The following is a 24558-nucleotide window of genomic DNA, read 5'->3' as shown; positions in this document are numbered from 1 at the left end:
ATTGTTTCATGAAAAAAGCAGAAAAACTGCCAGCACAAAACTAGCAGTGAGCAGCAAATAGAGGTGAGTATTATCCTACTTTTGCGTTTTGAAGCTCTTTCGTCTCAACTTCAACCGTAAATGCATCTAAAAGCTGTACAAACTCTTCTCTTGTCTCACATTGATTGATTTCATTGCGAACATTCGCATTGCCTTTTACGCCTTTCAAATACCATGCAGCGTGCTTTCTCATTTCTCTTACCGCTACCTTTTCACCTTTTAAGTCAATGAGGCGGTCAAGGTGCAGTTTGCATACTGACATTTTTTCACGGACTTTTGGTTCGTCTTTTAACTCACCGGTTTCAAGGTACTGAACCGTACGGTAAATCATCCACGGGTTGCCGAGTGCGGCACGGCCGATCATGACTCCGTCAACACCGGTTTCCTCGAGCATGCGTTTCGCGTCCTGAGGCGTTTTGACATCGCCGTTTCCGATGACAGGAATAGAGACGGATTGCTTTACTTCTTTAATGATATCCCAGTTCGCAGTGCCTTCATACATTTGCACTCTTGTGCGTCCGTGCATCGCAACAGCTTTTCCGCCGGCGCGTTCAACAGCCTGGGCGTTTTTCACGGCATAAATGTGATCTTCATCCCAGCCCATTCTCATCTTCACCGTTACGGGCTTATCAACAGCATCTACTACTGCGGATACCATTTCATAAATTTTATTCGGATCGAGAAGCCATTTTGCTCCCGCGTCGCATTTTGTAATCTTCGGCACAGGGCATCCCATGTTAATATCAATAATATCAGCCGTCGTATTTTGATCGACAAACTTAGCCGCTTCTACAAGGGTTTCTTTCTTCCCTCCGAAAATCTGCAGGCTGAGAGGTTTTTCTCTCTCCTCGATGTAGAGCATTCCCATTGTTTTCGCGTTGTTGTACAGAATGGCTTTGTCACTGACCATTTCTGCACATACGAGTCCCGCTCCGAATTCTTTAACGGTAAGACGGAATGCGGCATTACAGACTCCGGCCATCGGAGCAAGAACCACTCTGTTTTTTAATTCAATATCACCGATTTTAAACACTATTCGTCCTCCTTTCCTGCATTTTCAGGCGGAGCCAATTCCTCCGCGCTTATATTTAAAGCATCAGCAGCGTCACGAATGATCGAAGCTGACGGCAAACGGTTTCCGCGTTCAATCTCGCCGAGAATGGAAACTGAAATACCTATCGCTTTTGCAAACCCTTCTTGAGTATACCCCTTCAGCTTTCTGAATGCACGAATTCGTCTACCCCAGATTTCTGCTTCCATACGCTTACACCTTCTTGGTTTGTTTCATCGCTGATCGTGATATGATCCGCCTGCGGACAAATTTCTTTTAACGGCGCAAGGACAAATAAGCGCTCGTACATTCTCGGATGCGGAACAATCAGCCGCTCTGTTTCAATATTTTCACGATTATACAGCAAAATGTCAAGGTCTGCCGTTCGCGGCCCCCAGCGGATTTCTCTCGTTCTGCCTAATTCAGCTTCAATGCTCTGCGTCACGTCAAGAAGTTCGAAAGGAGTTAATGACGTCTTCACTTCAACGGCCATATTGAGAAACTGATCTTGATCTTCATAACCCACGGGATCTGTTTCATATATGGAGGATACCTTTGACACCGTCACGCCATCATGCCGGCTGAGCATGGCCACTGCCCGCCGCAAGTAACGTTCACGGTCGCCCATGTTGGAGCCGAGACCGATATATGCCGTGTTGTTCATGATTTCGTTCTCGTCATTTCTATGGCTACTGATTTGTAATGGCCGGGAATGGGGGGATCAGGCTTAACCACCTTTACCGTACATTGCTGCACCGGCTCAAACTTCTTAAGAACGGTGTCCGCGATCCGCTCCGCAAGCGTCTCGACCAAATTGACGGGCTCGCCCTCAACGATGCCGCGGCAGACGCTGTACAGCTCCGCATAGTTAATAGTGTAAGAAAGGTCATCCGTTTGTCCCGCTTTGCTCAAGTCCAGTTCGGCAGTCAGGTCTACTTTGAAACGCTGGCCGAGTTTGTTTTCTTCTTCGAACACACCGTGATATCCGTAAAACTCCATACCTTCTACATATACTTTATCCATAATGCGCGCCTCCCTTGTTCAACATAGCATCCATCATCTTAGTCATTCTTGCGATCCCTTTGACATCATGCACCCTCACAATGTCGCAGCCTTTCTGGACGCCAAGGCATACTGTCGCCCCCGTCCCCTCGGCACGTTCCTCAGGAGGGAGGTCAAGCACATGGCCGATGAATCTTTTTCTTGATGTCGCCAGTAGCAGCGGATAACCTAACCCGCTGAACACTTCCAGCTTGTTCATGACAGCCAGATTGTCCTCATAGTTTTTCGCAAAGCCGATCCCCGGATCCAGAATCATATTTTCATCTGAAACACCGGCATCCGCGGCAATTTTTACGCTTTCCATTAAATCTGCAAGCATATCAGGAATAAGATCGTTATAATTTCTTTCTTTGCGATTATGCATTAAGATAATCGGAACTCCGTGTTTAGCTGCTACCGGCGCCATGTCAGGGTCGCCTTTCGCCCCCCAGATATCATTGATGATAGAGGCACCCGCTTTCACCGCTTCGTCAGCCACGGACGCTTTGTACGTATCAATTGAAATCGGAACGTCCAGTTCGCTTGTGATCCGTTCTATGGCGGGGATTACACGCGACAGTTCTTCATCAGCCGACACGAGTGATGCGCCGGGCCTTGTCGATTCGCCGCCGATATCTATGATATGCGCCCCTTCTTCAGCCATCTTCGCCGCATGCAGAAGCGCTCTTTCCGTACTGTCGTATTTTCCGCCGTCAGAGAAGGAGTCTGGCGTTACATTTAAAATTCCCATAACGAGTGTCTTCTCTTTATAGGACAAAGCGCCTTTTTTTGTATGAATCAGTTTAGGCTGTTCAATCGTTTGCTGCGCCATTTTGTTCCTCCTCCTTTACATTCATTTTGTTTATTTCCTGCTGATACTGCTTACGGAGCAATTGCACCGTTTTTCCGTTCACTCCGGGCAGCGGCACTTCCTCTATTTTAGAAAACGGGATAATTTCAAGCACGGAGTTTGTCATCCACGCTTCATCCGCTTCAAGCATTGATTGAAAACAGAACCGGCCTTCGGCAACCTCTGTCCCCTGCCGTTTCAATTCATCAATGACAAACTGCCTCGTTACCCCGTCGAGAATGCCTGTATCCAAGGATGGCGTAAAGACCTTGTCTCCTTTTCGCCAAAACACATTGGAGACAATGCCTTCCGCGACATCTCCTTCTCGGGTGAGAAAAATCCCTTCAAGAATCGGATCATTGCCGATTTCTTGTTTAGCATACATATTGTTTAAATAGTGATGGGATTTTAACCGAAAAGATCCTTCAGGCGTATTTCTCCGGACAGAGAGAAGTTTGCCTTCTTTTTCAAGAGGCAAAGCTTCCGGATTAAGCCGGCTGACGAAACAAAGGACGGTCGGCTTTTCATAAGTCTGGGCGGTAAATCCTTTATCACTGACGCCTGCCGAGACGTTAAGCCGGACACGCGCGCTGCCATCCTTGATGTCATTGAGGCGCAACAGGCTTGCAAGCATATCAAGCAGCTCCTGTTTATTCACCTCATACGCAATCTGCAAATCCCGAAGCGCCCTGTTGAGCCTGGCGACATGCGCATCCGGTAAAAACGGCCGGCCGTTGTAAAGCCTGAACGTCTCAAACGCGCCGATCCCGTACAGATAACCATGGTCAAAAGGAGAAAGCGCCGCTTCTTTCTCCTCTATATATTGACCATTCAAATATATAATCACACCGTCACTTCCTTCTTGCGGTGTGTCTCAATAAAGTTTCTGAGCATCTCTTTGCCGAAGGAGGTCATGATGGATTCCGGATGGAACTGAACACCTTCAACAGGCAGCTCATTATGGCGGATTGCCATAATTTCTCCTTCTTTGGTTTGAGCGGATACCGTAAAGCAGTCCGGCAATGTGTCCGCTTTAACAATAAGCGAGTGGTACCGGGTTGCGGCCAGCGGATTTTGCAGGCCTTTAAAAATCGTCTGTCCGTCATGCATAATGTCTGACGTTTTGCCATGCATGAGCCGCTCCGCTCTGACGACGTCTCCGCCGAACACTTGTGCGATCGACTGATGTCCGAGACATACGCCGAAAATAGGAATGCTGCCGGCAAAATGTTTGATGGCCTCGAGGCTGATCCCCGCTTCATCCGGACTGCACGGCCCAGGTGAAATCATCAAGAAATCCGGCGCCAGCTCTTCTATCTCTTCAATCGTAATCTCATCATTCCGTCTGACGATCAGTTCCTCCCCCAGCTCACCCAAATACTGAACCAAGTTGTACGTAAATGAATCATAATTGTCAATCATTAAAATCATCTCTGCTCACCTCATCTAATTTTTTGTCTCTTCTTCGCTCAGCTCTAACGCCTTTTTCATGGCAAAAGCTTTTTTGAACGATTCCTTGTATTCGTGCTTCGGAACCGAGTCAATGACCACTCCTGCTCCGGACTGCATAAAAGCATGTCCGCCGGCTGCATAGATCGTCCGGATCACAATGTTAAATTGCAAATCTCCGTTGAATCCGAACCAGCCTATAGATCCAGTATAAAGCCCCCGCCTTGTCGGCTCAAGCTCTTCTATAATTTCCATCGTTCTCACTTTGGGTGCTCCGGTGATGGTGCCACCCGGGAAAACCGCATGAATAATGTCTGTCGCGTCATATCCGTCCTGCAGCTCCCCCTGTACATTTGACACGATATGCATGACGTGCGAATATTTTTCGATCGCCATAAACTCGTTAACCCGCACGGAGCCGTAGCGCGATACGCGGCCGAGATCATTGCGCTCCAGATCAACAAGCATGACGTGTTCCGCACGTTCTTTCTCGTTGTGAATTAATTCATCAGCCAGCGCCTTGTCTTCTGCATCGTCTTTTCCTCTTGAACGCGTACCCGCGATCGGTCTTGTTTCAAGCTTCTTCCCCTTTTTTGTAACCAATAGCTCCGGCGACCCGCATATCACTTGAAAACCCGGTGTCTCAAGATAAGCCATGTAAGGCGACGGGTTGACGTTTCTCAAATGTTTATACACCTCATACGGGTGAACGGATAAGGATTGGGATTGCCTGATGGACAGATTAACCTGAAACACATCGCCGCTCGCGATATATTGCTTAATTTGTTCTACGGCCTGTGAAAATCCTTCTTCAGTGAACGGAGCAACATACGATCCGTCTCCTTCCCGGTTCAGCGGAGAAAAAGGCTCGTCCCCCGTTTGACGGGAGCGCCACATATCCTCTAAACCGGACAGCTTTTCTTCCGCAAGCCCGGCTTCTTCCGCTTCGGTATGGGTAATGAGCCATAACGCCTCAGCCTCATGGTCGTAAACGGCCACATCATCAAAAATGAGAAAGTATATATCAGGTGTTTCCAAATCATCTAAAGACAGCATTTTAAAATTCTCAATGTATCGGGCGTAGTCGTAACTGATAAATCCAATCGCGCCGCCTTGAAAATCCGGGAACTCATCGTTTGTTTCCGTCCCAAGCGTCTCAAACCAATCATGAAAGGCCCGCAGCGGGTCACCCTCTTTAAACAGCGTTTCCCCTTCATGCTTGATCGTTGTGATTCCGTCTTTCCCTCTGACGGACGCAATCGGATCTAGACCGGCTATACTGAATCTTCCCCCTCTCGCGCTTTCGAGCAGAACATGCCGTTTTCTCGATTTCGAAAGGTTCTCATATTGCTGTAAAAATGCTTGCTTCGTAAAAGGTATCTTTCTTCCTGCCGGTCTGCGTTGTGCCATCTTATCAATCCTCTGCTTCGTTTTCTGTAGTTTTATTTTAAAGCAATCATACTGGTGAAAAAAGTGAATTTCTCTTCCAACCATAAAATTCGAAACGTTTTTTGGATTTTCGATGCTTCAGGCACAAAAAAACTCCCGGATACAGCCGGGAGCCGTGTGTATGTCTCTATTCAAACTGATAAAGCGGTGTGCTTAAGTAACGTTCCCCATTACTAGGGATGATCGCAAGCACTTTCTTGCCTTTCCCCAGTTTTTTCGCGATTTCCAGCGCCGCGTAAATGGCCGCTCCGGAAGAAATACCGCCGAGAATCCCTTCTTCTTTTGCCGTTTTACGGGCATATTCAAATGCATCCTCATTTTTGACGGGAATGATCTGATCATAGATGTCTGTATTCAATGTTTCAGGGACAAAACCCGCTCCGATACCCTGGATTTTATGCGGACCCGGTTTTCCGCCAGAAAGAACTGGAGAATCCGCCGGCTCTACCGCATAGATTTTGATGGATGGGTATGCTTCTTTCAGCACTTCACCCGCTCCCGTGATGGTTCCGCCCGTACCGATACCGGCCACGAATGCGTCGAGCTGGTCGTCTCCAAACTGTTCTACAATTTCTTTCCCAGTCGTTTGGCGGTGAATTTCCGGGTTTGCCGCATTGTTGAATTGCTGAGGCACAAAATAACCGTGTTCCTCTGCAAGCTCTTCCGCCTTTTTAATGGCGCCCTTCATTCCTTCTGCGCCGGGAGTCAGCACAAGCTCTGCCCCGTAAGCGCGCAGCAGATTGCGTCGCTCCATGCTCATCGTATCAGGCATAACGAGAATGGCTCTGAGGCCTTTTGCCGCTGCCACCATCGCAAGACCGATTCCTGTATTTCCGCTTGTCGGTTCAATGATTGTGTCGCCGGCTTTTAATTTGCCTTCTTTTTCAGCCGCTTCAATCATCGCTGCTCCGATACGGTCTTTTACGCTGCTGCCCGGATTCATGTATTCAAGCTTCAGATATACATCTGCGCTGTTTTCATCCGTCAGGCGATTCAATTTCACAATAGGAGTATTTCCGATTAGTTCAGTAATAGAATTTGCAATACGCACCATGTTGGACACCTCAATTTCCGACTAAATTTATTGGTATTATAAATATAAGTTATCAATTTCAAAATTTTTTGTCAATCATTTAGTTCTTTTTTCCCCGTAGAACCAAGAGACTCCCGCCTCTTTCCACAGCGTTTTGACTGTCGCCTTATCACCTAATTGATCCATCGCGATCTGGCGTCTGATTTGGCTCTTCACTTCATTATATGAGAAAGTTCTCGCTTTAAGCTTTTCTTTCAGCTGAATGACGGCGTATCCTGAAGAAACTTTAATCGGTTCAGCGGACCATTCATTTTCTTTGAGATTTTTGGCTTCTGTGATATATGCCTGCGGGATATTCTCCTGGTTTTCTGTCACAAATCCGAGGTCTCCGCCATACTGAGACGTGTATCTGTCAGTGGAACGCTCTGCGGCGACGGCTTCAAAGCTGGAACCGCCTTTCAAATCAGCAAGCACCCTGTCCGCTTCTTCTTTGCTTTTGACGACGATGTGCCGGATTCTGTAGGAATCATCGAATTGATACAGTTCTTTATTTTTATTATAAAATGATTGCATTTCCTTATCCGATATATCGATGTCCTTCGTCAGAAGTTCCTCAAGAAGAATGTTGTAGCGGATCTGGTCTTTCCATTCTTTTTCCGTAATATGATCGTCTTCATAAAATGAATTATTCACCGCTTTGATTAAAAGAAATTCACGTTCCAATTCGCTGTTTGAAACTGTGAGTTTATTCTTTTTCGCAAGCTCTTCCACTACTTGTGTATTAATCATATCTTCCAAGGTTGATTTTCCGTACTGGTCTTCCATCTTTTTCATCCAGTCCTGCCGCGTGATATGTTTATCACCGATTGTCGCGATGGATTCTTCAGATGACCCTGCAGCTTGGGATTTTGTTAACATATACGCGACTGCCACGCTGCATACTAACAGCGCCGCTACAATAATCGTCAAAAGTGTTCTCGGTTTCAAAATCTACCCCATCCCTTTTTTAAAATAGAACAACCCGCTAAAGAGCTAGCGGGTTGTTTCGTCACGAAGCTCTTCCAGTTCTTCTTTTGTAAATAAATATTTCTCATTACAAAAATGGCAAACCGCTTCGGCTTTTCCGTCTTCTTCTATCATATCTTGTATTTCTTTTTTGCCTAGTCCTAAAATGGCTGCTTCGAAACGATCTTTAGAACAAGAACAGTGAAATTTGACCGGCATATTCTCAAGTACGTCCGGTTTCTGGCCCAGTACTTCTTCTAAAATTTCTTCCGGTGTCAGGCCTTTTTGAATCAATTTTGAAATCGGTTCGATTTGAGATAATCGCTTTTCAATTGTTGAAATGGTTTCCTCATCAGTTCCCGGAAGAAGCTGAATAATGAACCCGCCGGAAGCGAGAATCGTGTTATCAGGGTTCACAAGCACTCCTACACCGACGGATGAAGGGACTTGTTCAGAAGAAACAAGGTAGTATGTGAAGTCGTCACCGAGTTCACCTGAGACAATTTCTACTTGTCCCGTAAAATAATCACGCAAGCCTAAATCTTTTACGACACTAAGTGTTCCATCCGTTCCTACCGCCCGTCTCACATCCAGTTTCCCCTGTTCATTGAGGTCAAAGTGAACGTGCGGATTTGTTACGTATGCTCTGACTTCGCCCTTTGCATTCGCATCTGCGATGATGGCACCGATCGGCCCGCCGCCTTCTATTTTGACGGTCAGCTTATCTTCACCCTTCATCATCGCTCCGAGCATCAGAGACGCCGTCATCGTCCGGCCGATTGCGGCTGATGCCGTCGGCCATGTGTCATGCCTTCTTTGCGCTTCATTTACCATATCAGTCGTTCTTGCTGCATAAGCCCGAACTTTACCGTCATATGCAATTGCTTTAATTAAATAATCCATCGTTTACCTCCTATACGTGACCCACGCGATTTCGCTCATAAATAATTTCCAGCCCTTTTAAAGTAAGAAACGGGTCAACAACATCAATACAGTCTGATTCATTTGCGATTAATGAGGCAAGACCGCCTGTCGCAATGACTTTAGGCTCTTGTTTCGCCTGCCATTTCATCCGCTTGACAATGCCTTCAACTTGTCCGACATAGCCGAAAAGGATGCCGGACTGCATGGCGCTTACCGTGTTTTTGCCGATGATATTGTCCGGTCGGGCGATTTCAATTCTCGGAAGCTTGGCCGCGCGCGAGTACAGCGCTTCTGTTGAAATCGTAATGCCGGGAGCTATCGCGCCGCCCATATATTGTTTGTTTTCATCAATGTAGCAATACGTCGTCGCCGTTCCGAAGTCAACGACAATTAAGGGGCCGCCATACTGATGAATCGCCGCAACGGCATTGACAATCCTGTCTGCTCCCACTTCTTTCGGATTGTCATATTTTATATTTAAACCGGTTTTCATCCCCGGGCCGACAACCTGCGGCTCGATGTGAAAGTATTTTGTGCACATTCTTTCTAAAGAGAACATAATCGGCGGCACCACGGATGAGATGATAATTCCTTCGATCTGTTCAAACATGAGTCCGGAATGTTCAAATAAGGAGCGGAGCAGCATGCCGAATTCGTCTTCTGTTTTGTGTCTGCTCGTTTCTACACGCCAATGATATTCTAATTCACCATCATGATATACACCAATCACGGTGTTGGTGTTCCCCACATCTATAACCAGTAACAACCTCTATCACCACTTTTGAATAGTTTCTAATCATAACTTTTTCAACATTCTACAATACCATACACGATCTGCGGCTCTTTTGTAAACAAAACGGAACCAGTAAAAAAACCGCCGGTATATGCCGGCGGTTTTCATATCGGAAAGCGAACTATTCTTTCGGTTCGTCTTTCTTTTCGTCTTCTGTTTTAGACAGAATGTTTACTTTCACATCGTCCTTTTGAAGATGGTCATCTGAGAAATTGCGCTCTGGGAGTTTTCCATGATCCACGAGATGCTTGATTTGTTCCGCATCTAATGTTTCCACATCTAGCAATGTCTGAGCAATCAATTCAAGCTTATCGCGATTTTCAGTCAGGATGGTTTTCGCACGCTCATAACATTCTTTAATGATGCGCTGAATTTCCTGATCGATTTCGTAAGCGATCTGATCACTGTAGTTTTGCTCGTTGTTGAAATCCCGGCCCAGGAATACTTGACCGCCTTGAGATTGACCGAACTGGAGCGGTCCGAGTTTTTCTGACATACCGAACTCCGTCACCATTCTTCTGGCAATGTTCGTTGCCCGCTGGAAGTCATTGTGAGCCCCGGTGCTGACTTCGCCGAAAATAATTTCCTCGGCAACGCGTCCGCCCAGAAGACCGACAATTTTGTCGAGAAGCTCAGGTTTTGTCTGGAAGTAACGGTCTTCTCTCGGAAGCATGACCGCGTATCCGCCTGCCTGCCCCCTCGGAACGATCGTTACTTTATGAACCATATCGGCTTCATCCAGCACAAGTCCGATAACGGTGTGACCGCCTTCGTGGTACGCCACGATATTGCGTTCTTTTTTCGAAATGACGCGGCTCTTCTTCGCAGGACCCGCAATAACACGGTCCGTTGCTTCATCAATGTCGCGCATATCAATTTTCTTCTTGTTTTGACGGGCAGCAACGAGTGCCGCTTCGTTAAGAAGGTTTTCTAAATCTGCGCCTGAGAAACCAGGTGTTCTTGAAGCGATTGCTTTTAAGTTCACCGTCTCATCAAGCGGTTTGTTTCTCGCATGGACCTGCAATACGGCTTCACGACCGATGACATCCGGACGGTCTACCGTAATCTGACGGTCAAAACGTCCCGGACGGAGCAATGCAGGGTCAAGAATGTCCGCACGGTTTGTCGCAGCGATAATAATGATTCCTTCATTCGCACTGAAACCGTCCATCTCAACAAGCAGCTGGTTCAGCGTCTGTTCGCGTTCATCATGCCCGCCGCCAAGACCGGCGCCGCGCTGACGTCCTACCGCGTCGATCTCATCAATGAAGATCAGGCAAGGCGCATTCTTTTTCGCATTTTCGAATAAATCACGCACACGGGAAGCACCGACACCGACAAACATTTCAACGAAGTCAGATCCGCTGATGCTGAAGAAAGGAACGCCGGCTTCACCGGCTGAGGCTCTCGCAAGCAATGTCTTACCGGTTCCCGGAGGTCCGACCAGCAGCACGCCTTTAGGAATTCTGGCGCCAAGCTCGGCGAATTTGCGGGGATCTTTCAGAAACTCAACAACCTCAACAAGCTCCTGCTTCTCCTCATCCGCGCCGGCTACATCTTTAAACTTCACGCGTTTCTTTTCTTCCGTATACAGCTTCGCTTTGCTCTTTCCGAAATTCATGACACGGCTTCCGCCGCCCTGAGCCTGGTTGAGCAGGAAGAAAAACAGAATAAAGATGATGACAAACGGAATGATCGTCGTTAAGAACGTCACCCACCCGCTTGTTTCCTGTGCGGGATCAACTTTTACGTCCGTCTTTTTAATTGCGTCAAATATCTGGTCTGCTCCTTTTCCTTCAGGAACATGTGTTAAAAAGTACTGGTCTTTGTCGTATTTTTTCAGCTGTCCTTTTACCTCATAAACACCTCTGACAGGCTGAACCGATACGCTATCAACTTTCCCTTCATCGAGATTCTTGATAAACGTACTGTACGACATATTTTCTGTTTTCGGGTTTGAAGTCTGGAAGTAACTCACAACCCCGATTACTACTAATAAAATAAGTAAATAAAAAATGGTATTACGGAAGACCCGATTCATTCCTTACCTCCTCCCACAGTAAGCACAACTATGTTCAATAGTACCATAGAAAATCATTCCAATACAACCGATAACCATCTCGGAAGCAGGCAGCCGATCAGCTTTCATAAATCGCCGGTTTCAACACTCCGATGTAAGGCAGATTGCGATAGCGTTCGGCATAATCAAGTCCGTAACCCACAACAAACGCGTCAGGAACTTCAAAGCCTACGAAGTCTGCTTTAATGTCCGCTTTTCTTCCGCTTGGTTTATCCAACAGGGTAACAATCTTAATTGATTTCGCTTTACGATATCGGAAGAGTTCTACGAGATAGCTCAAGGTTAACCCACTGTCGATAATATCTTCAATGATTAAGATGTCCCGGCCTTCTACAGATGTATCCAAATCTTTGATGATTTTGACTTCTCCGGAAGAAACCGTGGAATTTCCGTAGCTTGATACATCCATGAAGTCCATTTCCAAATATGTATCAATATGCTTTATAAGATCAGCCATAAAAGGGAGCGCTCCCTTTAACACACCGATTGCCAACGGAAACGTGTCGCTGTACTCGCTTGTTAATTGTTCTCCAAGCTGTTTTACTTTCTGCTGGATCTCATCTTCTGAAATCAGCACTTTTTCGATATCTTGTTTCATGTTAATGCTTGCCCCCTACACTTTTCATGCTGTCTATATTGTAATACAATGCGGTCACTGTTTGAAATCACAAGATTGTCAAAGATGGATTTTTTCAAGCCAGGCAGCCAGATAATTTCACCGCTTGCATCCGTTACAATCGGCCATTCGTCCCGATCACGCAGAGGCAGTTTATGATCAATAAATATATCTTTTACCTTTTTCGAGCCATTCATCCCTTTAAGTTTGATCCGGTCGCCGATTTTTCTCGTCCGGATTGTTAAAGGAAATTGCACCTTATTTCTGCTTGTTATAAAAACAGCATTCCCATTTTTGATATGAGGGTCGGCCTGATCGGCCACCTCTATCATAAAGCCGTTGGGCAGAACAGCAATCTCGCCTTCCGCTCCTTGCAGCTGCAGCTCAAAGGGAATCTTTTCACACTGCCATTGTTCAAATGTAAACAAACATGTCTGATATGATTTGACCACCTTCAGCCCTTTTGGAAAATCAAGCACTCCTGAAGCGCTTCCGTTTTCTGCCCATTCAAGAAACTGCTGGATATGGCGGGCGGAAAACGACGATGGAACGTTTTCATAAAGATAGTTTAATATTAGTTGAACTCCTCTTCTTTGTAAAGGTATCGGAAGGGCAAGCAATTGAGAGGAATTGACTTCAACTGATGTGTCAGACTTGCTTGTAATAACCTTATTCATTCGTTCTTTCGTTAATGACTGCAAGTATTGTTCGTCTTCTGTCAGTGCTTCACTCACTTTTTGAAACATTTTATGAACGTCAGGTGATTCTTGTTTTAAAAAAGGAAGCACGGCCTTTCTGAATCTGTTTCTTGTATAATCGTCTTTTGTGTTGCTCTCATCCGTTCTGTAGGACAGCCCTTCTTGACGGCAGTATTCAAGAATTTCATCTTTTGCCGTATAGAGGAAAGGTCTGATCAGCAGGCCGGATGCAAATTCGCGGACAGGCTGCATTCCCGCAAGCCCCGCCCCGAGCGTACCTTTCGCAAGCCTCATGAGCATTGTCTCAACTTGGTCGTCGCCATGATGAGCCAGCGCTAAAAACTTTGCTTGGTGTTTTGCCATCAGCTCTTTAAAAAACTGATATCTGCAATCACGCGCGGCAGCCTGCTTGTTCAGCTTATTCTTCCTTGCATATGCGGAAACATCAATCTGTACCGCTTCGCAAAGGATGTGTTCCGCCTCGCAATATGACTGCACAAACTTCATATCTTCTTCAGATTCAGATCCCCTGAACTGATGGTCGACATGCGCCGCAATGATAACGGAGGAATGCCCGAAGTGCTTATTCAGCATGCTGAGAAGCGCCATTGAATCAGGGCCCCCGGAGACTCCGGCAATAATCGTTTCTCCCTCCGCCTGAAGATGATATGTTTTGAAAAAATCTTCCACGCTTTTCACAATGTCCCCCTCACAATGAGCAGGTTTTTTAAAGATATACATATCCTATCACTTTCATTCCCTCCAAGCAAAGAAGAAGCATGAACATCGGCATCCGGCCGGCATTAGATGAGAAAAAAGACGATGTAAGCGAAATAAAGGGCGAGAACGCTGATTAGAATAAGTGTTGTTTCAAACAAACCATTGTGTTTTGCGGGCTTTTGTTTTGGTTTATACCGTGTCTGAGGAACAGTGCCCTGCCGCGGTTTTGCCTGCTGCGGCTTAGGCCTGGCGGCGGTTTTCCTTTTGCCGCCCGTGCTCTGCCCCGCCGTCAGGATGTCATGTTTCATCGCTTCAGCAGACGGATATTGCCCGTTTAAAGCAGAAAACAGAACCTTCTTATACTTATTCAAAAACGGGTGGCCTTCAATAATAGAACGAAGCTGTTCTTTCGGCTGTCCTGTCTTTTTGCACTCTTTCTTCTGAACACAGTGGATCATGATCATGGCAGCAGCAAACAGGTCATAGGATGGCTCCGCTTTTCTTGTTCCATACCCCCAATAGCCCCTGTCGTAAAACTCCGTATACTCTTTAATCGCGCGCCCCTGTTTTGTCGTTCCCCCTACATCAATGCAGCGAATGGCAGCCGGAGGTCCGGTTACAATGAGATTTTCCGGCTTGAGGTCGCCAAAGACCCATCCTTGCTGATGAAGGACAGACAGACTGGAAAGAAGCTGCACCATCAGCACCGGAATCCACTCCGCTCCCTTACTGCTGATATATTGCGGAAGAAGCGGCCCTTCTATGTACTCCATTACGTAAAAAGAGACATTTTTATTCAGCTGCGGTATAAAGGCATCATCCACATCAAAAAAAGAAGGCCCCATCGTTTGCGACCGGGCCTTTGAAAAGGATTTTAAGACATTCACTTCAGAGGTAACAGACATGCTGTCGCTGCTTATTTTCAAAGCGACATGTCCGCCTGATGCTTCTGCCAGATATACAATACCATTAGCCCCTTTGCCAAGCTGTTTGAGCAATCTGTAGGATTTGCCGTTCCACTTGCCCTGGATTTCCGTTCCCGGTGCCAGACTACATGCCAAACTCGTTAAAGCGTCGTTCATCATCTGCCAACATGCTCCTTCTTGAGCGGATTCTTTCAAACTGCTGCGCCGCTTCCCGGATAGCGGGACCCGTAGGGGTGATACCGCCGGTTGACAGCTTCGCAAAGAGAGCGGAAAGCGATTCAAGCTTCGGCGTCCAATTCAGCACAAGCTCAACTTCCTGGCTTTTCCCGGGAAATATACACATGGCAAATTCATTGTGACCGGCTCGGGAATTTAAACTGATGGAAAGATCAATCAGCGCTTCTTTCACCGTCGGCAGTTTCGGCGCCATACTCGCACTCGTATCAACCAGCACAAGCACTTGCAGATGAACCGTTTCGCCGAGTTCATCAACCACTTCCATCACTTCGCCGCGTTTTTCCGGAGAAAGTTCTTCCATTTCAACGTTTCTCCCTAAAATTTGTTTAAGCTCTTGATTGACGACACCTTGAAGTGTCTGGGTCATTGCTTTTTTTGTCACCATTTGAACCGTTTGAGACAATTGAGACGCATACACAACTTGATGGACGCCGCCTCCGGCCATGGCGATGCCTTCAACTTCCTTCATTGCCTCTTGGTCAATCGCGTTTTCTTCCATAATTCCTATAACATTCACCGTAATCCCCTGCTCCTTGGCGAAAGCCGCCATTGCAATCGGGTCTTCACCATGATTGGAGCAGCCATCTGTAATCAGCAGAACTTGATTTAAATGTCCCTTATTCACATTCATTCCTCCCGGTGATACGATTAGTCCCATCTTCGCCAGAAGGAATGTGATTTATACGAAAGGATTAAGAAATCTCCTTATTATTTTGGAAAACCGCCGGCACCGGTATGGATGCCCATTTCGGCGTATTGTGGTCAATCCGGACGACAACGACCGTCATATCGTCTTCGATTTGGCCGGCACGCGTTCTGATGACCTCTTCCATTAATATATCAGCGATTTCCTGCGGGTCTTCGGTTTTCAGCCCTTTCATTTTCCGTTTCATCCACAGGTCGTGGTTTTCTACGTGCTTCGGCCCTTCAAAAATACCGTCACTCATCATGACGAGCAGATCTCCCGCTTTCAGCTGTTCACTTACGACCTCCACATCAAATTCATTGATGATGCCGATCGGCAGATTGCTGGCCTGCACTTTCATGACTTGATCTCCCCGCTTGATAAAACTCGGCGTTGAACCGACCTTCAAGAATTTACAGCTTGCATCCTGAAGATCAATGATAGAAAGATCGAGAGTTGAGTAGATTTCATCTGTCGTCCGTAAAGACAGAATACTGTTGATCGTTTTGATCGCGATTTTTTCATCAATCCCCGATTCGAGAATTTTTTCGAGAAGTTTAATCGTTTCATTGCTCTCATAATGGGCCCTCGCCCCATTGCCCATGCCGTCGCTGATCGCGGCCGCATACTTTCTCGCCCCCAGTTCCATCATGCTGTAGCTGTCGCCGGAGACAAGTCCCCCTCCTTTTGCCGCGTGAGCCGCGCCTGTCGATACCCGGTAAGACTTGGTCGAACCGAACGCAACATGGCTGTAGCCATTCGGATGAGCCGAGTGCTGTTCGCTTTTGACAAGTATCTGCTCCTCAAGAATGTCAGACAGCATCGGAGCGATAATTTTCTCACTCTCGCCGTGCCCGCCGCTGAACGGGATTGTCATTTCAATATCAATATTGCCCTGCTCCAAGCTGTATATCTCGACATGCTGAATCTCGATTCCGAAATGCTGAAGCGCCTCTATCATTTGTTCTTCCTGAATAAAATGCTGCTCCCTTTCCCGTTTTATTTCCCGAGAAAAGTCCGCCATGACCTCAGAAACCCCCAACAGCTGCTCGGCAACAAGCCTTCTGCTGTCCTGAACTTTTCTCTTCAGGGTCAGATGGGCGTGATGATGGGCAAGTTCGTCTTCAATCAGCTCTTCCACCTGTCTGGATTTGGAACAGTGCTGCTGAAACTCCTTTTTTAATCTGCGGTTTGAGGCATACTGTTTTTCCTCTGTTTCATGCATAACTTGTTTCATTAAATCATATGTTTTATCAAAGTTTTGAACCCAGCATTTGCTTTTCTTATAACAGGATTGGCAGGAATGCTCGGTGATTTTGCTTAAAAAGAGATCCACTTCCCCTTCTTCAGTCTGCTCATCGGAAGACGTCTGATGAAAAGTAGCAAAGCTCTCCGACAAGGCATGAAACACATTGGAGAACTGATCTACTTTCTGGGCAGTGACATCTCTGATTTTTCTCGCGTACTGCTGCTGTTCCTGGCTGTGCTCAGCAGTGCCCGGTATGTATCGCGCCACCTTTTTCGTAATCGACTGGGGCGTAATTAAAAACAAGGCAACGGCGATTAAAGATTCGTAAAGGGTAGTCATTAACCCGGCAGACCCTTCTCCATATAATGAAATCAGCAGTGAGCCGATCACCAATCCGACTGCGGCGCCGGCTTTCTTGCCTTCCTTCAGCAGTCCGCCAAGAAGCCCGGAAAACGCAAGCAGACTCATTTGATAGAGATTGCCGATATTCGCAAGCCCGAGAATCAGCCCGGTCACAACACCGACAGTACAGCCGATGCTTGCTCCGCCGACAAAGGAAAAACTCAGAACCACATAACGGGCCAGTATATGCTCGGCCTGCATTCCCTGAAACGAAACGCCTGCAAGACCGGTTAAAACGGATGCGATCAAGATCATAAAACAGATGATTTCTTCTATTTTTAATGATTGTTTCACTTTTTTGATCGTGAAGATCGGCAGACTTTGCAAAAAGATCAGCGTCAAAATAAAGGCCAAGCCCGCCTCGACAACAGCCATCACATAGTCATAAGTGGTAAAAGCGCCGCTATCAAAATATACAAAACCGATTCTCGCGGCAGCCATAGAGAAAAACACCACGATCGGCAGCATCTTCACCCGGTCCTGCATGATATATGTACCGATTTTTGAAAATAGAGTAAAGACGGCCAAAGCTGTGAGAATCAGCAAAGAGTGTTTCGGCGAAATGGTTAACGCGCCTGCAAGTAATGACAGACAAGCATAGAAGGCTTTATCTCTTCTGATCAAAAGCATCGCCCCGAAAAACGGCAGCGCAAACGGAAGAACCTCAGATAATATAAAAGCCCGCCCAAGCAGAAAGCCGATCACGACATAAATGAAACCCTTATAGAAAAAAAGTGAATGCGCCTGATGAACCGCAAGCTTTGCAGCCTTTTCAAAAAACGATTGCAGTTTTTCCAGAGCTTGTCCCGCCATCGGCCCGTTCACTCTTCTTTCCGCTTTTTCCATTGCTCTCATCCCCCACCTGTTTTATTCGTTGCTTGTCATTATAAATGAAAGCACAGATAGGATTTTGTCAAAAGAAGGTAACGATTCCAAAGAACTCTTCGACGCTTTCTCCCTTGTTCCCCTTTCCTTTCTTATTTCCTCCGACATTTCTCAAAAAGTTGTCTAAATATGAAAAAATCGGCTTCTGCAACAGAAGCCGATTCGCTTGATGACCCGTACGGGATTCGAACCCGTGTTACCGCCGTGAAAGGGCGGTGTCTTAACCGCTTGACCAACGGGCCAAATATATATGGTAGCGGCGGAGGGGATCGAACCCCCGACCTCACGGGTATGAACCGTACGCTCTAGCCAGCTGAGCTACACCGCCATATAAGGTGCTTATAAGCACAAGTTATATAATACAAAGGTTTCTTCATTCCGTCAACAGAAAGTTTGAAGTTTTAATTTTCTGACTACAGGGATATATACAAAAAAAAGCACCCGCGGGATAGACGGATGCTCCAATGTATTTATAGAAAGCAGCAAGTTATCCTCTTCTTGCTCCGCGCCCTCCACGTTTTGATTCCGTGTTTCGTTTTAAAGATGATAAGCGGTCTTCGCTATCTTTAAGAAACTTGTTCATTTTCTGTTCAAAAGATTCTTTCGGACGGAAATCATTTCTAGGTCTGGCTTGCGGACGGTCTTTAGCTTTTTTAATTGATAAACCAATTTTCCCGTCTTTTTCAACGTTGATGACTTTCACTTCAACTTGATCGCCGACTTTTAAATGCTCGTTAATGTCTTTCACATAATTATCGGCTACCTCACTGATATGAACGAGACCGGTTGAGCCTCCAGGCAATTCAACAAATGCTCCGAAATTTGTAATACCTGTTATTTTCCCTTGCAACTTGCTGCCAACTTCAATCGACATAAAAAAAGTGCTCCTCCTTAGGCTTATAAAAAGATCGTTTGTTTAATTATACCTAAATAAAAATTTAAGTGTCAACAAGGCTACTTGCTCTTCTTTTCTACATTGAAGAGAATCTCACCATTTCCTGACATAAACAAGTCTCTTCTGGCAAGCTCTGTGACGTAATCCTCATCCTTTAATTTGGAAATTTCATCTTTTAAATCAGCCTGTTTCGCGTCCAATTCTTTCACTTGTTTTTCCAGCTGAGCTTTCTTTTCTTCGTTTGCGCTAAGGGAAGAGGTCTGTGACCACAGAGAACCCGCTAAGACAATAGCCGTCAACAACACAAGGGCGCCGAATACGATCAACCGTCTGAAAAGCCCTTTCCGCCTTCTTTTCATAAGCTGGGATTGCCGCTCAACCTGCTCTTTATAGTCGTTTTGAATTTCAGTTATTGTACGTTCTCTAGATAGATTCAAACCAGACGGTCCTCCTTTCATCTTTTCAAAATACGTATCATGGTCGATCTGATTGTTATGATTAGTTTCTTGCTCTTTTGTAAAAATCCTGCACTTTTTTGAAAATATCGTTTGAAAGTAAGACGCCACTTTTCAGGAAGAAGTTTCAATAATTGTTTCAACAGGAAGAACAGCGGATGCAGCAAAAACGTTACGATCTTAAAAAGACACTTCACAAAAAAGGCGCTCACCCGATAGGAGTATAAAGAAATAAACGTGATCAGCCCGATGAGCAGCTTAAAAAGCAGAACCACCGGGCGGAACAGCACATGCTGAATGAGCTTTTTTGCAAATTGATAAAGAGATACCCCAAGATGGATGGCGAATTTCAGTATTTTTATATACATTCGTTTAAACAGGCTTTGGTACGTCGCAATTCCCAGTAAGACAGCCAAGAAAATGTATATCCTGAGTTCACCTTCATTCACGTTGAGCAGTACATAGAAAAACAGCAGACCTTGTACAATCCAAAAAAGAAGGTCATGAATGAATAACAGCCATCTGGCCGTTTTGGCGCGGCTGACAAACAGCCTGTATGTATCAAGCGACGCTCCGAGCCAGGCGCCCATACCGGTCATTGCCAGCATCGTATAAAATTGAGTCGTCAGCGTCATTTAAACAACTTGCTAAAAAACCCTTTAGCTTTATCCCCTTGCTGCTCGTCTAAATATACAAGGTCAAACACCCTGCCCTTTATAGATACAATCCCTTTTTCCACATCAAGGTTTTTCATCTGCAGATTCTCGCCTCTGACGGAAAGCATTCCCATAACCGTTTCCAGCAAAAACTCTTCGTTGTCAAAACTTTCTACATGCTTGACGCCCGAAATGTCTAAATGCTTTCTCCCTTTCATCGTCACATCATGCTGTTCCGGAACAGAAGAAGAACCTTTTTGCTCATAATATGAATTCATCTATTCAGCCCCCATATCCTCGATACTTTTAGCATTATTACTGCATTGTATGAGGCGGGAGCTTTGTTTAGAACAAGCCTATTCGCCGAGTTTTTCTTCTTTGACGAGTGTATACATGCCCGCGGCTTCTTCTTTTTTGGTTGTTTCTTTCAATTCGTTTACCTTTACAGTGACAAGCTTTTGGCCGAAGCGGACCGTCAGTTCATCGCCGGCTTTTACGTCTGAGCTGGCTTTCGCCTGATTCCCGTTAACGGTGATTCTCCCCTGGTCTGCGACCTCTTTCGCCAAAGTGCGGCGCTTAATTAATCTGGATACTTTTAAAAACTTATCAAGTCTCATATTTAGAATCTCCTCTCCATTTCTTTTGCTTCATCCCACAATTTGTCCATTTCCTCAAGTGACATTGCGGTCAATTCAAGTCCCTTTGCCGCCGCTTCTTTTTCAATATAAGCAAAACGTCTGCGGAATTTATCATTTGTCATGGCGAGCGCTTCCTCAGGCTCAATTTTATAGTATCGGCCGATATTGACCAATGCAAATAAAACATCGCCGAATTCAGCTTTTAAGCTGATTTCATCTGTTGATTCGGCGGAAGCCTCCGCAGAAAATTCCTTCAGCTCTTCATTTACTTTATCCCATATATCCTGAACGTCATCCCAGTCAAAGCCGGTTTTTGCGGCTTTTTTCTGAAGCTTGGCCGCTTTTGCAAGAGAAGGCAGTGTTTTCGGTACGGCATCCAGCAATGAAGAGGATGTTGTTTGCTTTTCCGCCTTTTTGATTTCTTCCCAGTTGGCGACAACATCATGTTCATCCTGAACCTTAACATCCTTAAACACGTGCGGGTGCCGTCTGACCATCTTCGCGCTGATGTCTCTGATGACATCATCAATTGAGAAATACCCTTCGTCTTCTCCGATCTGGGCGTGAAGCATAACCTGAAGCATAACATCCCCGAGCTCTTCTATCATGTGATCCGTGTCCTCTTCGTCAATGGCCTCAAGCAATTCGTAGCATTCCTCAATCATATATTTCTTTAATGACTGGTGTGTCTGCTTTTGATCCCACGGACAGCCGTTCGGCCCGCGAAGCTCACGAATAATTCTTCGGAATGCGGAAAATTCCTGGTAAAGGAGTTCTTCTTTTTTAATCGGCGGAACATATACACTTGTTAAGTTATTTATCTCTACATTGCGGTCAAGTTCAAACAAAGGCACTTTGGTGATCTTTTCTCCCTTGCTTCCGGCTGCCGTTACGATGACCACTTCATAATCGTCAGGCAATTTCTCCATAAGCGTCAGCTTCACCTCAGAGGCTGTCATTTGGTCATAAACCTGGCAAATGATCAGGTGATGGCGGAGCTCAAGCTCATCCGGCGTCATGGTTTGCGCATCTGTAAATTGAAATCCTTCAATCGGATCAATTCGCAATGCATTAAAGGTGGCATCCAGAAAGCTTTGTCCTCCGGCGGTATGAACCGTCACCTGCTGTTCTTCCCGGCGTTCAAATAACAGCTGAACGGTTTTTTCAGCGACAAACGGATGGCCGGGTACAGCGTAGACGACATCCTCTTGCTTCGCTTTTTCAAACAGAATGTCCGTGATCTCTTCATAGACCGCTTCAAACTGATCGTGCTTTTCATAAATATCATCAAAATACCGGATATCCGCTGCAGCCTCTTGCTCTAATTCCGGAATCAAAGGGTGGTCTTTCGTTCTTATATATAGATGCTTCGCCTGAGTCAGCAGCTTATGTACGCCCACTGTCAACTGATCCATGTCACCGGCGCCGAGGCCGACGACCGTAATGTTACCTGCCATGTTTTTCTCTCCTCTTTTTCAATTTGCTTAAAGCATTGCCGAAAGGAAGGCTGCTCAGCTCTTCGTCCGTAAATATCTTCATTCTCATCATACAATAAATAAACAAAAGCCCCCCGATGACTGACGCAGACAGACTCTCACATACTGCTCCGGTTCTGCTGACGGGAACGAATAACTGCCAAAGCTTCATATACACGAGCAGAAAAGAAGCCATCAGCAGAGTGCACCAGCACAAACGGGCAATTATGCCGCCGATATTCGTCAGCCAGCCCTTCGACCAAATTCTCTGCAGATTCAGGCACGCGGCTGCGGCAAATGCCAAGACGGTCGCCAGCGCCGCTCCTGTAATACCCCAGCGCGGAACCAGCCAAACATTCAGCACCCATTTCAACGCCCCTCCCGCCAAGACGGACACAGCAGGGAAGACGGTATGGCCCGCGCCTTGCAGGATCGCGGCTGCCGTAAGCGCAATCGAAGCAAAAAAGATAGATAAGCTGAATATTTGTAAGGTCTGCGTCCCCTCACTGTTTTGGAAAAGCATGATGTTCACCGGTTCTAAAATGCAAAAAAGTCCGGCCGATGCGCCGATCCCTACCGCAAGGCAGAGCTTAACGGCAGAGGTCGCTTTCTCTTTTATAATAAACGGCTTGTTCCCATGCACCGCTTTTGAAATGGAGGGAACAAGAGATGCGGCGATACTGACGGCAAACACGGTTCCCAGCTGAAGAAGCGGCTGTCCGCGGTCATATATGCCTTTCAGCTGTTTCGCAGCATGGCTCTTTGTCCCATCTGACAGCAGTGAATATAAGTTTAAGGCGTCTACGAGCTGAATCAAAAGCATAAGTACACTGCTGATACAGATGGTGACTGAATAAAGCAGCAGCTTTTTTACAATGATACCTGTTTCGATATGTCCGATGTCCGGCTTCTTGTCTTTCCGCTTGTACCAGAATAAGGCCAATATGCAAAGAGCCGCCAAGCTTCCGGCGATTGATCCCGAGGCCGCCCCTGCACCTGCTGCATATAATGAACGGCCGCTTTTCAAAAGCCAGAAAGATAAACCGAGAAGCACCGCCACTCGAAGAAGCTGTTCGGTGATCTGGGATAAGGCGGACGGCATCATATCATGCACGCCTTGGAAATACCCCCGGAAAACTGCCGTAAACGGAAACAGGATAAAAGCGAACGCCCCTACCCGTATCAGCAGTTCAAGGCGGGCGTCACCCATAAAACCGGCCAACGGCGCCGCGCCGGCATACATGAGCACAAACAGTATAAGTCCGGCCGCCGTGACATAAAGGGCGGAAATTTTCATTATTTTTTGTTTATGATCGCTATAATCGTTCATTAATTTTGAGATGATCACCGGAAATCCGGATGTTGAGAGCATGACCGCGATGCCTAAAAACGGATACACCTGCTGATAAATGTAAAATCCGACGTCACCGACAATATTCTGAAAAGGAACTCTGTACACGGCGCTTAATATCTTTGTCACGATGCCCGCAACAACAAGCACAAAAGCACCTTTCCATGCCGATTGCCGTTTGGCGCCAACTGAATCGTTCATCCAAAAGCTCCTTCCAGCCGCTAGAAAATTACGTCTATAAAACGAGCTTATTATATCACAATCCTAACGGCCGAACCGATAGTGAACACATATGAAAAAGAACAGCACTTGTTTAAGAGCTGTTCTTTCCCCGTTTCTTATTTCAATAATGGTAATAAGACCTACTGTTCCATTTGTCTCGCCAAAAAGCTGGCTGCCGTTTCTACCGCTTTGTGTTCTACCTCTCCAAGTGCCTGTTCTTTAGAAAAAATGACCACGGCACCGATAGGATCGCCATTCGCCACGATAGGAGCGATTGTATAGGAGCTCATGTCTTCATCAATGTCATTAACAAGCTGTGCGGATTTTACGTCATTTTCCAGCAGCGAGCTGCGCTGGTCCATCGTTTTTTCGAGCAAATCGCTGATGGATTTGTTCAGAAATTCTTTTTTGGAGCTGCCCGAAACGGCAATATACACGTCACGGTCGCAAATCAAAACGGAATGGCCGAGACTGTCATACAATGCATCCGCATATTCTTTCGCAAAATCGCCAAGCTCACTGATAGGAGAATATTTTTTCAATATAACTTCTCCGTCGCGGTCAACGAATATTTCAAGCGGGTCTCCTTCCCTGATTCGCAGTGTTCTCCGAATTTCCTTAGGGATGACGACCCGTCCTAGATCATCAATACGACGTACAATACCTGTAGCTTTCATCTCTCTGGTGCCTCTCTTTCATGTGATGATATTTAAGGGAAAGTACTACTTTATGTA

The 24558-nt window shown here is 46.2% G+C and carries 26 protein-coding genes and 2 tRNA genes; all 28 read right to left on the bottom strand.

Annotated elements, in window-relative coordinates; genetic code table 11:
- Nucleotides 1-70: 70 nt before the first annotated feature.
- Nucleotides 71-1072, bottom strand: coding sequence for a tRNA dihydrouridine synthase DusB (gene dusB / locus ABDB98_RS00480; RefSeq protein ID WP_438421075.1), 1002 nt, complete (start codon nucleotides 1070-1072; stop codon nucleotides 71-73).
- Nucleotides 1072-1299 (bottom strand): helix-turn-helix domain-containing protein, encoded by a 228-nt coding sequence (locus tag ABDB98_RS00475; protein WP_016936547.1) that lies wholly within the window; start codon nucleotides 1297-1299, stop codon nucleotides 1072-1074. Before ABDB98_RS00475 ends, dusB begins: the two co-directional genes overlap by 1 nt.
- On the bottom strand, nucleotides 1251-1754 hold the full coding sequence (folK, locus tag ABDB98_RS00470; protein ID WP_438421074.1) for a 2-amino-4-hydroxy-6-hydroxymethyldihydropteridine diphosphokinase: 504 nt from the start codon (nucleotides 1752-1754) through the stop codon (nucleotides 1251-1253). Before folK ends, ABDB98_RS00475 begins: the two co-directional genes overlap by 49 nt.
- Nucleotides 1751-2113 carry a dihydroneopterin aldolase gene (gene folB / locus ABDB98_RS00465; protein ID WP_060963756.1) on the bottom strand — a complete coding sequence of 121 codons (363 nt, stop codon included), beginning with the start codon at nucleotides 2111-2113 and terminating at the stop codon, nucleotides 1751-1753. The genes folK and folB overlap by 4 nt, the downstream gene beginning before the upstream one ends.
- Complete coding sequence (folP, locus tag ABDB98_RS00460; protein ID WP_438421073.1) at nucleotides 2106-2963, bottom strand: dihydropteroate synthase; 858 nt, start codon at nucleotides 2961-2963, stop codon at nucleotides 2106-2108. Before folP ends, folB begins: the two co-directional genes overlap by 8 nt.
- Nucleotides 2944-3828 (bottom strand): aminodeoxychorismate lyase, encoded by an 885-nt coding sequence (gene pabC / locus ABDB98_RS00455; RefSeq protein WP_438421072.1) that lies wholly within the window; start codon nucleotides 3826-3828, stop codon nucleotides 2944-2946. The genes folP and pabC overlap by 20 nt, the downstream gene beginning before the upstream one ends.
- Nucleotides 3825-4412 carry an aminodeoxychorismate/anthranilate synthase component II gene (gene pabA, locus ABDB98_RS00450; RefSeq protein WP_438421071.1) on the bottom strand — a complete coding sequence of 196 codons (588 nt, stop codon included), beginning with the start codon at nucleotides 4410-4412 and terminating at the stop codon, nucleotides 3825-3827. Before pabA ends, pabC begins: the two co-directional genes overlap by 4 nt.
- 15 nt (nucleotides 4413-4427) lie before the next feature.
- A complete protein-coding gene (gene pabB / locus ABDB98_RS00445) occupies nucleotides 4428-5840 on the bottom strand; it encodes an aminodeoxychorismate synthase, component I (RefSeq protein ID WP_060963760.1) in 1413 nt (470 codons plus the stop codon).
- Between the two features lie 166 nt (nucleotides 5841-6006).
- Complete coding sequence (cysK, locus tag ABDB98_RS00440) at nucleotides 6007-6933, bottom strand: cysteine synthase A (RefSeq protein WP_004264603.1); 927 nt, start codon at nucleotides 6931-6933, stop codon at nucleotides 6007-6009.
- Nucleotides 6934-7008: 75 nt separating this feature from the next.
- The gene (locus ABDB98_RS00435; RefSeq protein ID WP_438421070.1) at nucleotides 7009-7899 is read right to left on the bottom strand and encodes a peptidyl-prolyl cis-trans isomerase; all 891 of its coding nucleotides are present in this window, start codon (nucleotides 7897-7899) and stop codon (nucleotides 7009-7011) included.
- Between the two features lie 45 nt (nucleotides 7900-7944).
- On the bottom strand, nucleotides 7945-8820 hold the full coding sequence (gene hslO, locus ABDB98_RS00430; RefSeq protein WP_060963762.1) for an Hsp33 family molecular chaperone HslO: 876 nt from the start codon (nucleotides 8818-8820) through the stop codon (nucleotides 7945-7947).
- A gap of 10 nt (nucleotides 8821-8830) precedes the next feature.
- On the bottom strand, nucleotides 8831-9607 hold the full coding sequence (locus ABDB98_RS00425; protein WP_016936538.1) for a type III pantothenate kinase: 777 nt from the start codon (nucleotides 9605-9607) through the stop codon (nucleotides 8831-8833).
- 148 nt (nucleotides 9608-9755) lie between these two features.
- A complete protein-coding gene (gene ftsH / locus ABDB98_RS00420) occupies nucleotides 9756-11675 on the bottom strand; it encodes an ATP-dependent zinc metalloprotease FtsH (RefSeq protein WP_004264608.1) in 1920 nt (639 codons plus the stop codon).
- A 97-nt stretch (nucleotides 11676-11772) separates the two neighbouring features.
- Nucleotides 11773-12312 carry a hypoxanthine phosphoribosyltransferase gene (hpt, locus tag ABDB98_RS00415; RefSeq protein ID WP_004264611.1) on the bottom strand — a complete coding sequence of 180 codons (540 nt, stop codon included), beginning with the start codon at nucleotides 12310-12312 and terminating at the stop codon, nucleotides 11773-11775.
- Nucleotides 12309-13727, bottom strand: a complete 1419-nt coding sequence (gene tilS, locus ABDB98_RS00410) for a tRNA lysidine(34) synthetase TilS (protein WP_438421069.1) — start codon at nucleotides 13725-13727, stop codon at nucleotides 12309-12311. The genes hpt and tilS overlap by 4 nt, the downstream gene beginning before the upstream one ends.
- A gap of 104 nt (nucleotides 13728-13831) precedes the next feature.
- Nucleotides 13832-14833 (bottom strand): protein kinase domain-containing protein, encoded by a 1002-nt coding sequence (locus tag ABDB98_RS00405; protein ID WP_438421068.1) that lies wholly within the window; start codon nucleotides 14831-14833, stop codon nucleotides 13832-13834.
- Complete coding sequence (locus tag ABDB98_RS00400; protein WP_438421067.1) at nucleotides 14799-15536, bottom strand: hypothetical protein; 738 nt, start codon at nucleotides 15534-15536, stop codon at nucleotides 14799-14801. Before ABDB98_RS00400 ends, ABDB98_RS00405 begins: the two co-directional genes overlap by 35 nt.
- Nucleotides 15537-15603: 67 nt before the next feature.
- Nucleotides 15604-18093, bottom strand: a complete 2490-nt coding sequence (gene spoIIE / locus ABDB98_RS00395) for a stage II sporulation protein E (protein WP_438421066.1) — start codon at nucleotides 18091-18093, stop codon at nucleotides 15604-15606.
- A 209-nt stretch (nucleotides 18094-18302) separates the two neighbouring features.
- A tRNA-Glu gene (locus ABDB98_RS00390) sits at nucleotides 18303-18374 on the bottom strand.
- Nucleotides 18375-18383: 9 nt separating this feature from the next.
- Nucleotides 18384-18460 (bottom strand) — tRNA-Met (locus ABDB98_RS00385).
- A gap of 159 nt (nucleotides 18461-18619) precedes the next feature.
- Entirely contained in the window at nucleotides 18620-19006 is a 387-nt protein-coding gene (locus ABDB98_RS00380) for a S1 domain-containing RNA-binding protein (protein WP_004264630.1), read from the bottom strand.
- Between the two features lie 80 nt (nucleotides 19007-19086).
- A complete protein-coding gene (divIC, locus tag ABDB98_RS00375; RefSeq protein ID WP_016936533.1) occupies nucleotides 19087-19464 on the bottom strand; it encodes a cell division protein DivIC in 378 nt (125 codons plus the stop codon).
- Between the two features lie 17 nt (nucleotides 19465-19481).
- Nucleotides 19482-20117, bottom strand: coding sequence for a spore cortex biosynthesis protein YabQ (gene yabQ / locus ABDB98_RS00370; RefSeq protein ID WP_060963766.1), 636 nt, complete (start codon nucleotides 20115-20117; stop codon nucleotides 19482-19484).
- Nucleotides 20114-20416, bottom strand: coding sequence for a sporulation protein YabP (gene yabP / locus ABDB98_RS00365; protein ID WP_004264638.1), 303 nt, complete (start codon nucleotides 20414-20416; stop codon nucleotides 20114-20116). The genes yabQ and yabP overlap by 4 nt, the downstream gene beginning before the upstream one ends.
- 78 nt (nucleotides 20417-20494) lie before the next feature.
- Nucleotides 20495-20755 carry an RNA-binding S4 domain-containing protein gene (locus ABDB98_RS00360; RefSeq protein ID WP_438421065.1) on the bottom strand — a complete coding sequence of 87 codons (261 nt, stop codon included), beginning with the start codon at nucleotides 20753-20755 and terminating at the stop codon, nucleotides 20495-20497.
- Between the two features lie 2 nt (nucleotides 20756-20757).
- Nucleotides 20758-22233: a nucleoside triphosphate pyrophosphohydrolase gene (gene mazG / locus ABDB98_RS00355; RefSeq protein ID WP_438421064.1), complete on the bottom strand. Its 1476-nt coding sequence runs from the start codon at nucleotides 22231-22233 to the stop codon at nucleotides 20758-20760.
- Nucleotides 22223-23803, bottom strand: coding sequence for a putative polysaccharide biosynthesis protein (locus tag ABDB98_RS00350; RefSeq protein WP_438421063.1), 1581 nt, complete (start codon nucleotides 23801-23803; stop codon nucleotides 22223-22225). The genes mazG and ABDB98_RS00350 overlap by 11 nt, the downstream gene beginning before the upstream one ends.
- A 161-nt stretch (nucleotides 23804-23964) precedes the next feature.
- Nucleotides 23965-24501, bottom strand: coding sequence for a stage V sporulation protein T (spoVT, locus tag ABDB98_RS00345; RefSeq protein WP_438421062.1), 537 nt, complete (start codon nucleotides 24499-24501; stop codon nucleotides 23965-23967).
- Nucleotides 24502-24558 lie beyond the last annotated feature (57 nt).

This window comes from Bacillus siamensis, assembly GCF_051628075.1.
Lineage (GTDB): Bacteria > Bacillota > Bacilli > Bacillales > Bacillaceae > Bacillus > Bacillus siamensis.
This window is presented reverse-complemented; position numbering and strand designations above follow the sequence as displayed.

Excerpts from the sequence above, each read along its gene's own strand:
- mazG (WP_438421064.1), bottom strand. The coding sequence starts at position 22,233 with ATGGCAGGTAACATTACGGTCGTCGGCCTCGGCGCCGGTGACATGGAT.
- pabA (WP_438421071.1), bottom strand. The coding sequence starts at position 4,412 with ATGATTTTAATGATTGACAATTATGATTCATTTACGTACAACTTGGTT.
- spoIIE (WP_438421066.1), bottom strand. The coding sequence starts at position 18,093 with ATGGAAAAAGCGGAAAGAAGAGTGAACGGGCCGATGGCGGGACAAGCT.
- ABDB98_RS00380 (WP_004264630.1), bottom strand. The coding sequence starts at position 19,006 with ATGTCGATTGAAGTTGGCAGCAAGTTGCAAGGGAAAATAACAGGTATT.
- yabQ (WP_060963766.1), bottom strand. The coding sequence starts at position 20,117 with ATGACGCTGACGACTCAATTTTATACGATGCTGGCAATGACCGGTATG.
- folK (WP_438421074.1), bottom strand. The coding sequence starts at position 1,754 with ATGAACAACACGGCATATATCGGTCTCGGCTCCAACATGGGCGACCGT.
- ABDB98_RS00360 (WP_438421065.1), bottom strand. The coding sequence starts at position 20,755 with ATGAGACTTGATAAGTTTTTAAAAGTATCCAGATTAATTAAGCGCCGC.
- ftsH (WP_004264608.1), bottom strand. The coding sequence starts at position 11,675 with ATGAATCGGGTCTTCCGTAATACCATTTTTTATTTACTTATTTTATTA.
- spoVT (WP_438421062.1), bottom strand. The coding sequence starts at position 24,501 with ATGAAAGCTACAGGTATTGTACGTCGTATTGATGATCTAGGACGGGTC.
- yabP (WP_004264638.1), bottom strand. The coding sequence starts at position 20,416 with ATGAATTCATATTATGAGCAAAAAGGTTCTTCTTCTGTTCCGGAACAG.
- hslO (WP_060963762.1), bottom strand. The coding sequence starts at position 8,820 with ATGGATTATTTAATTAAAGCAATTGCATATGACGGTAAAGTTCGGGCT.
- hpt (WP_004264611.1), bottom strand. The coding sequence starts at position 12,312 with ATGAAACAAGATATCGAAAAAGTGCTGATTTCAGAAGATGAGATCCAG.
- pabB (WP_060963760.1), bottom strand. The coding sequence starts at position 5,840 with ATGGCACAACGCAGACCGGCAGGAAGAAAGATACCTTTTACGAAGCAA.
- ABDB98_RS00350 (WP_438421063.1), bottom strand. The coding sequence starts at position 23,803 with ATGAACGATTCAGTTGGCGCCAAACGGCAATCGGCATGGAAAGGTGCT.
- folP (WP_438421073.1), bottom strand. The coding sequence starts at position 2,963 with ATGGCGCAGCAAACGATTGAACAGCCTAAACTGATTCATACAAAAAAA.
- folB (WP_060963756.1), bottom strand. The coding sequence starts at position 2,113 with ATGGATAAAGTATATGTAGAAGGTATGGAGTTTTACGGATATCACGGT.
- ABDB98_RS00475 (WP_016936547.1), bottom strand. The coding sequence starts at position 1,299 with ATGGAAGCAGAAATCTGGGGTAGACGAATTCGTGCATTCAGAAAGCTG.
- ABDB98_RS00405 (WP_438421068.1), bottom strand. The coding sequence starts at position 14,833 with ATGATGAACGACGCTTTAACGAGTTTGGCATGTAGTCTGGCACCGGGA.
- cysK (WP_004264603.1), bottom strand. The coding sequence starts at position 6,933 with ATGGTGCGTATTGCAAATTCTATTACTGAACTAATCGGAAATACTCCT.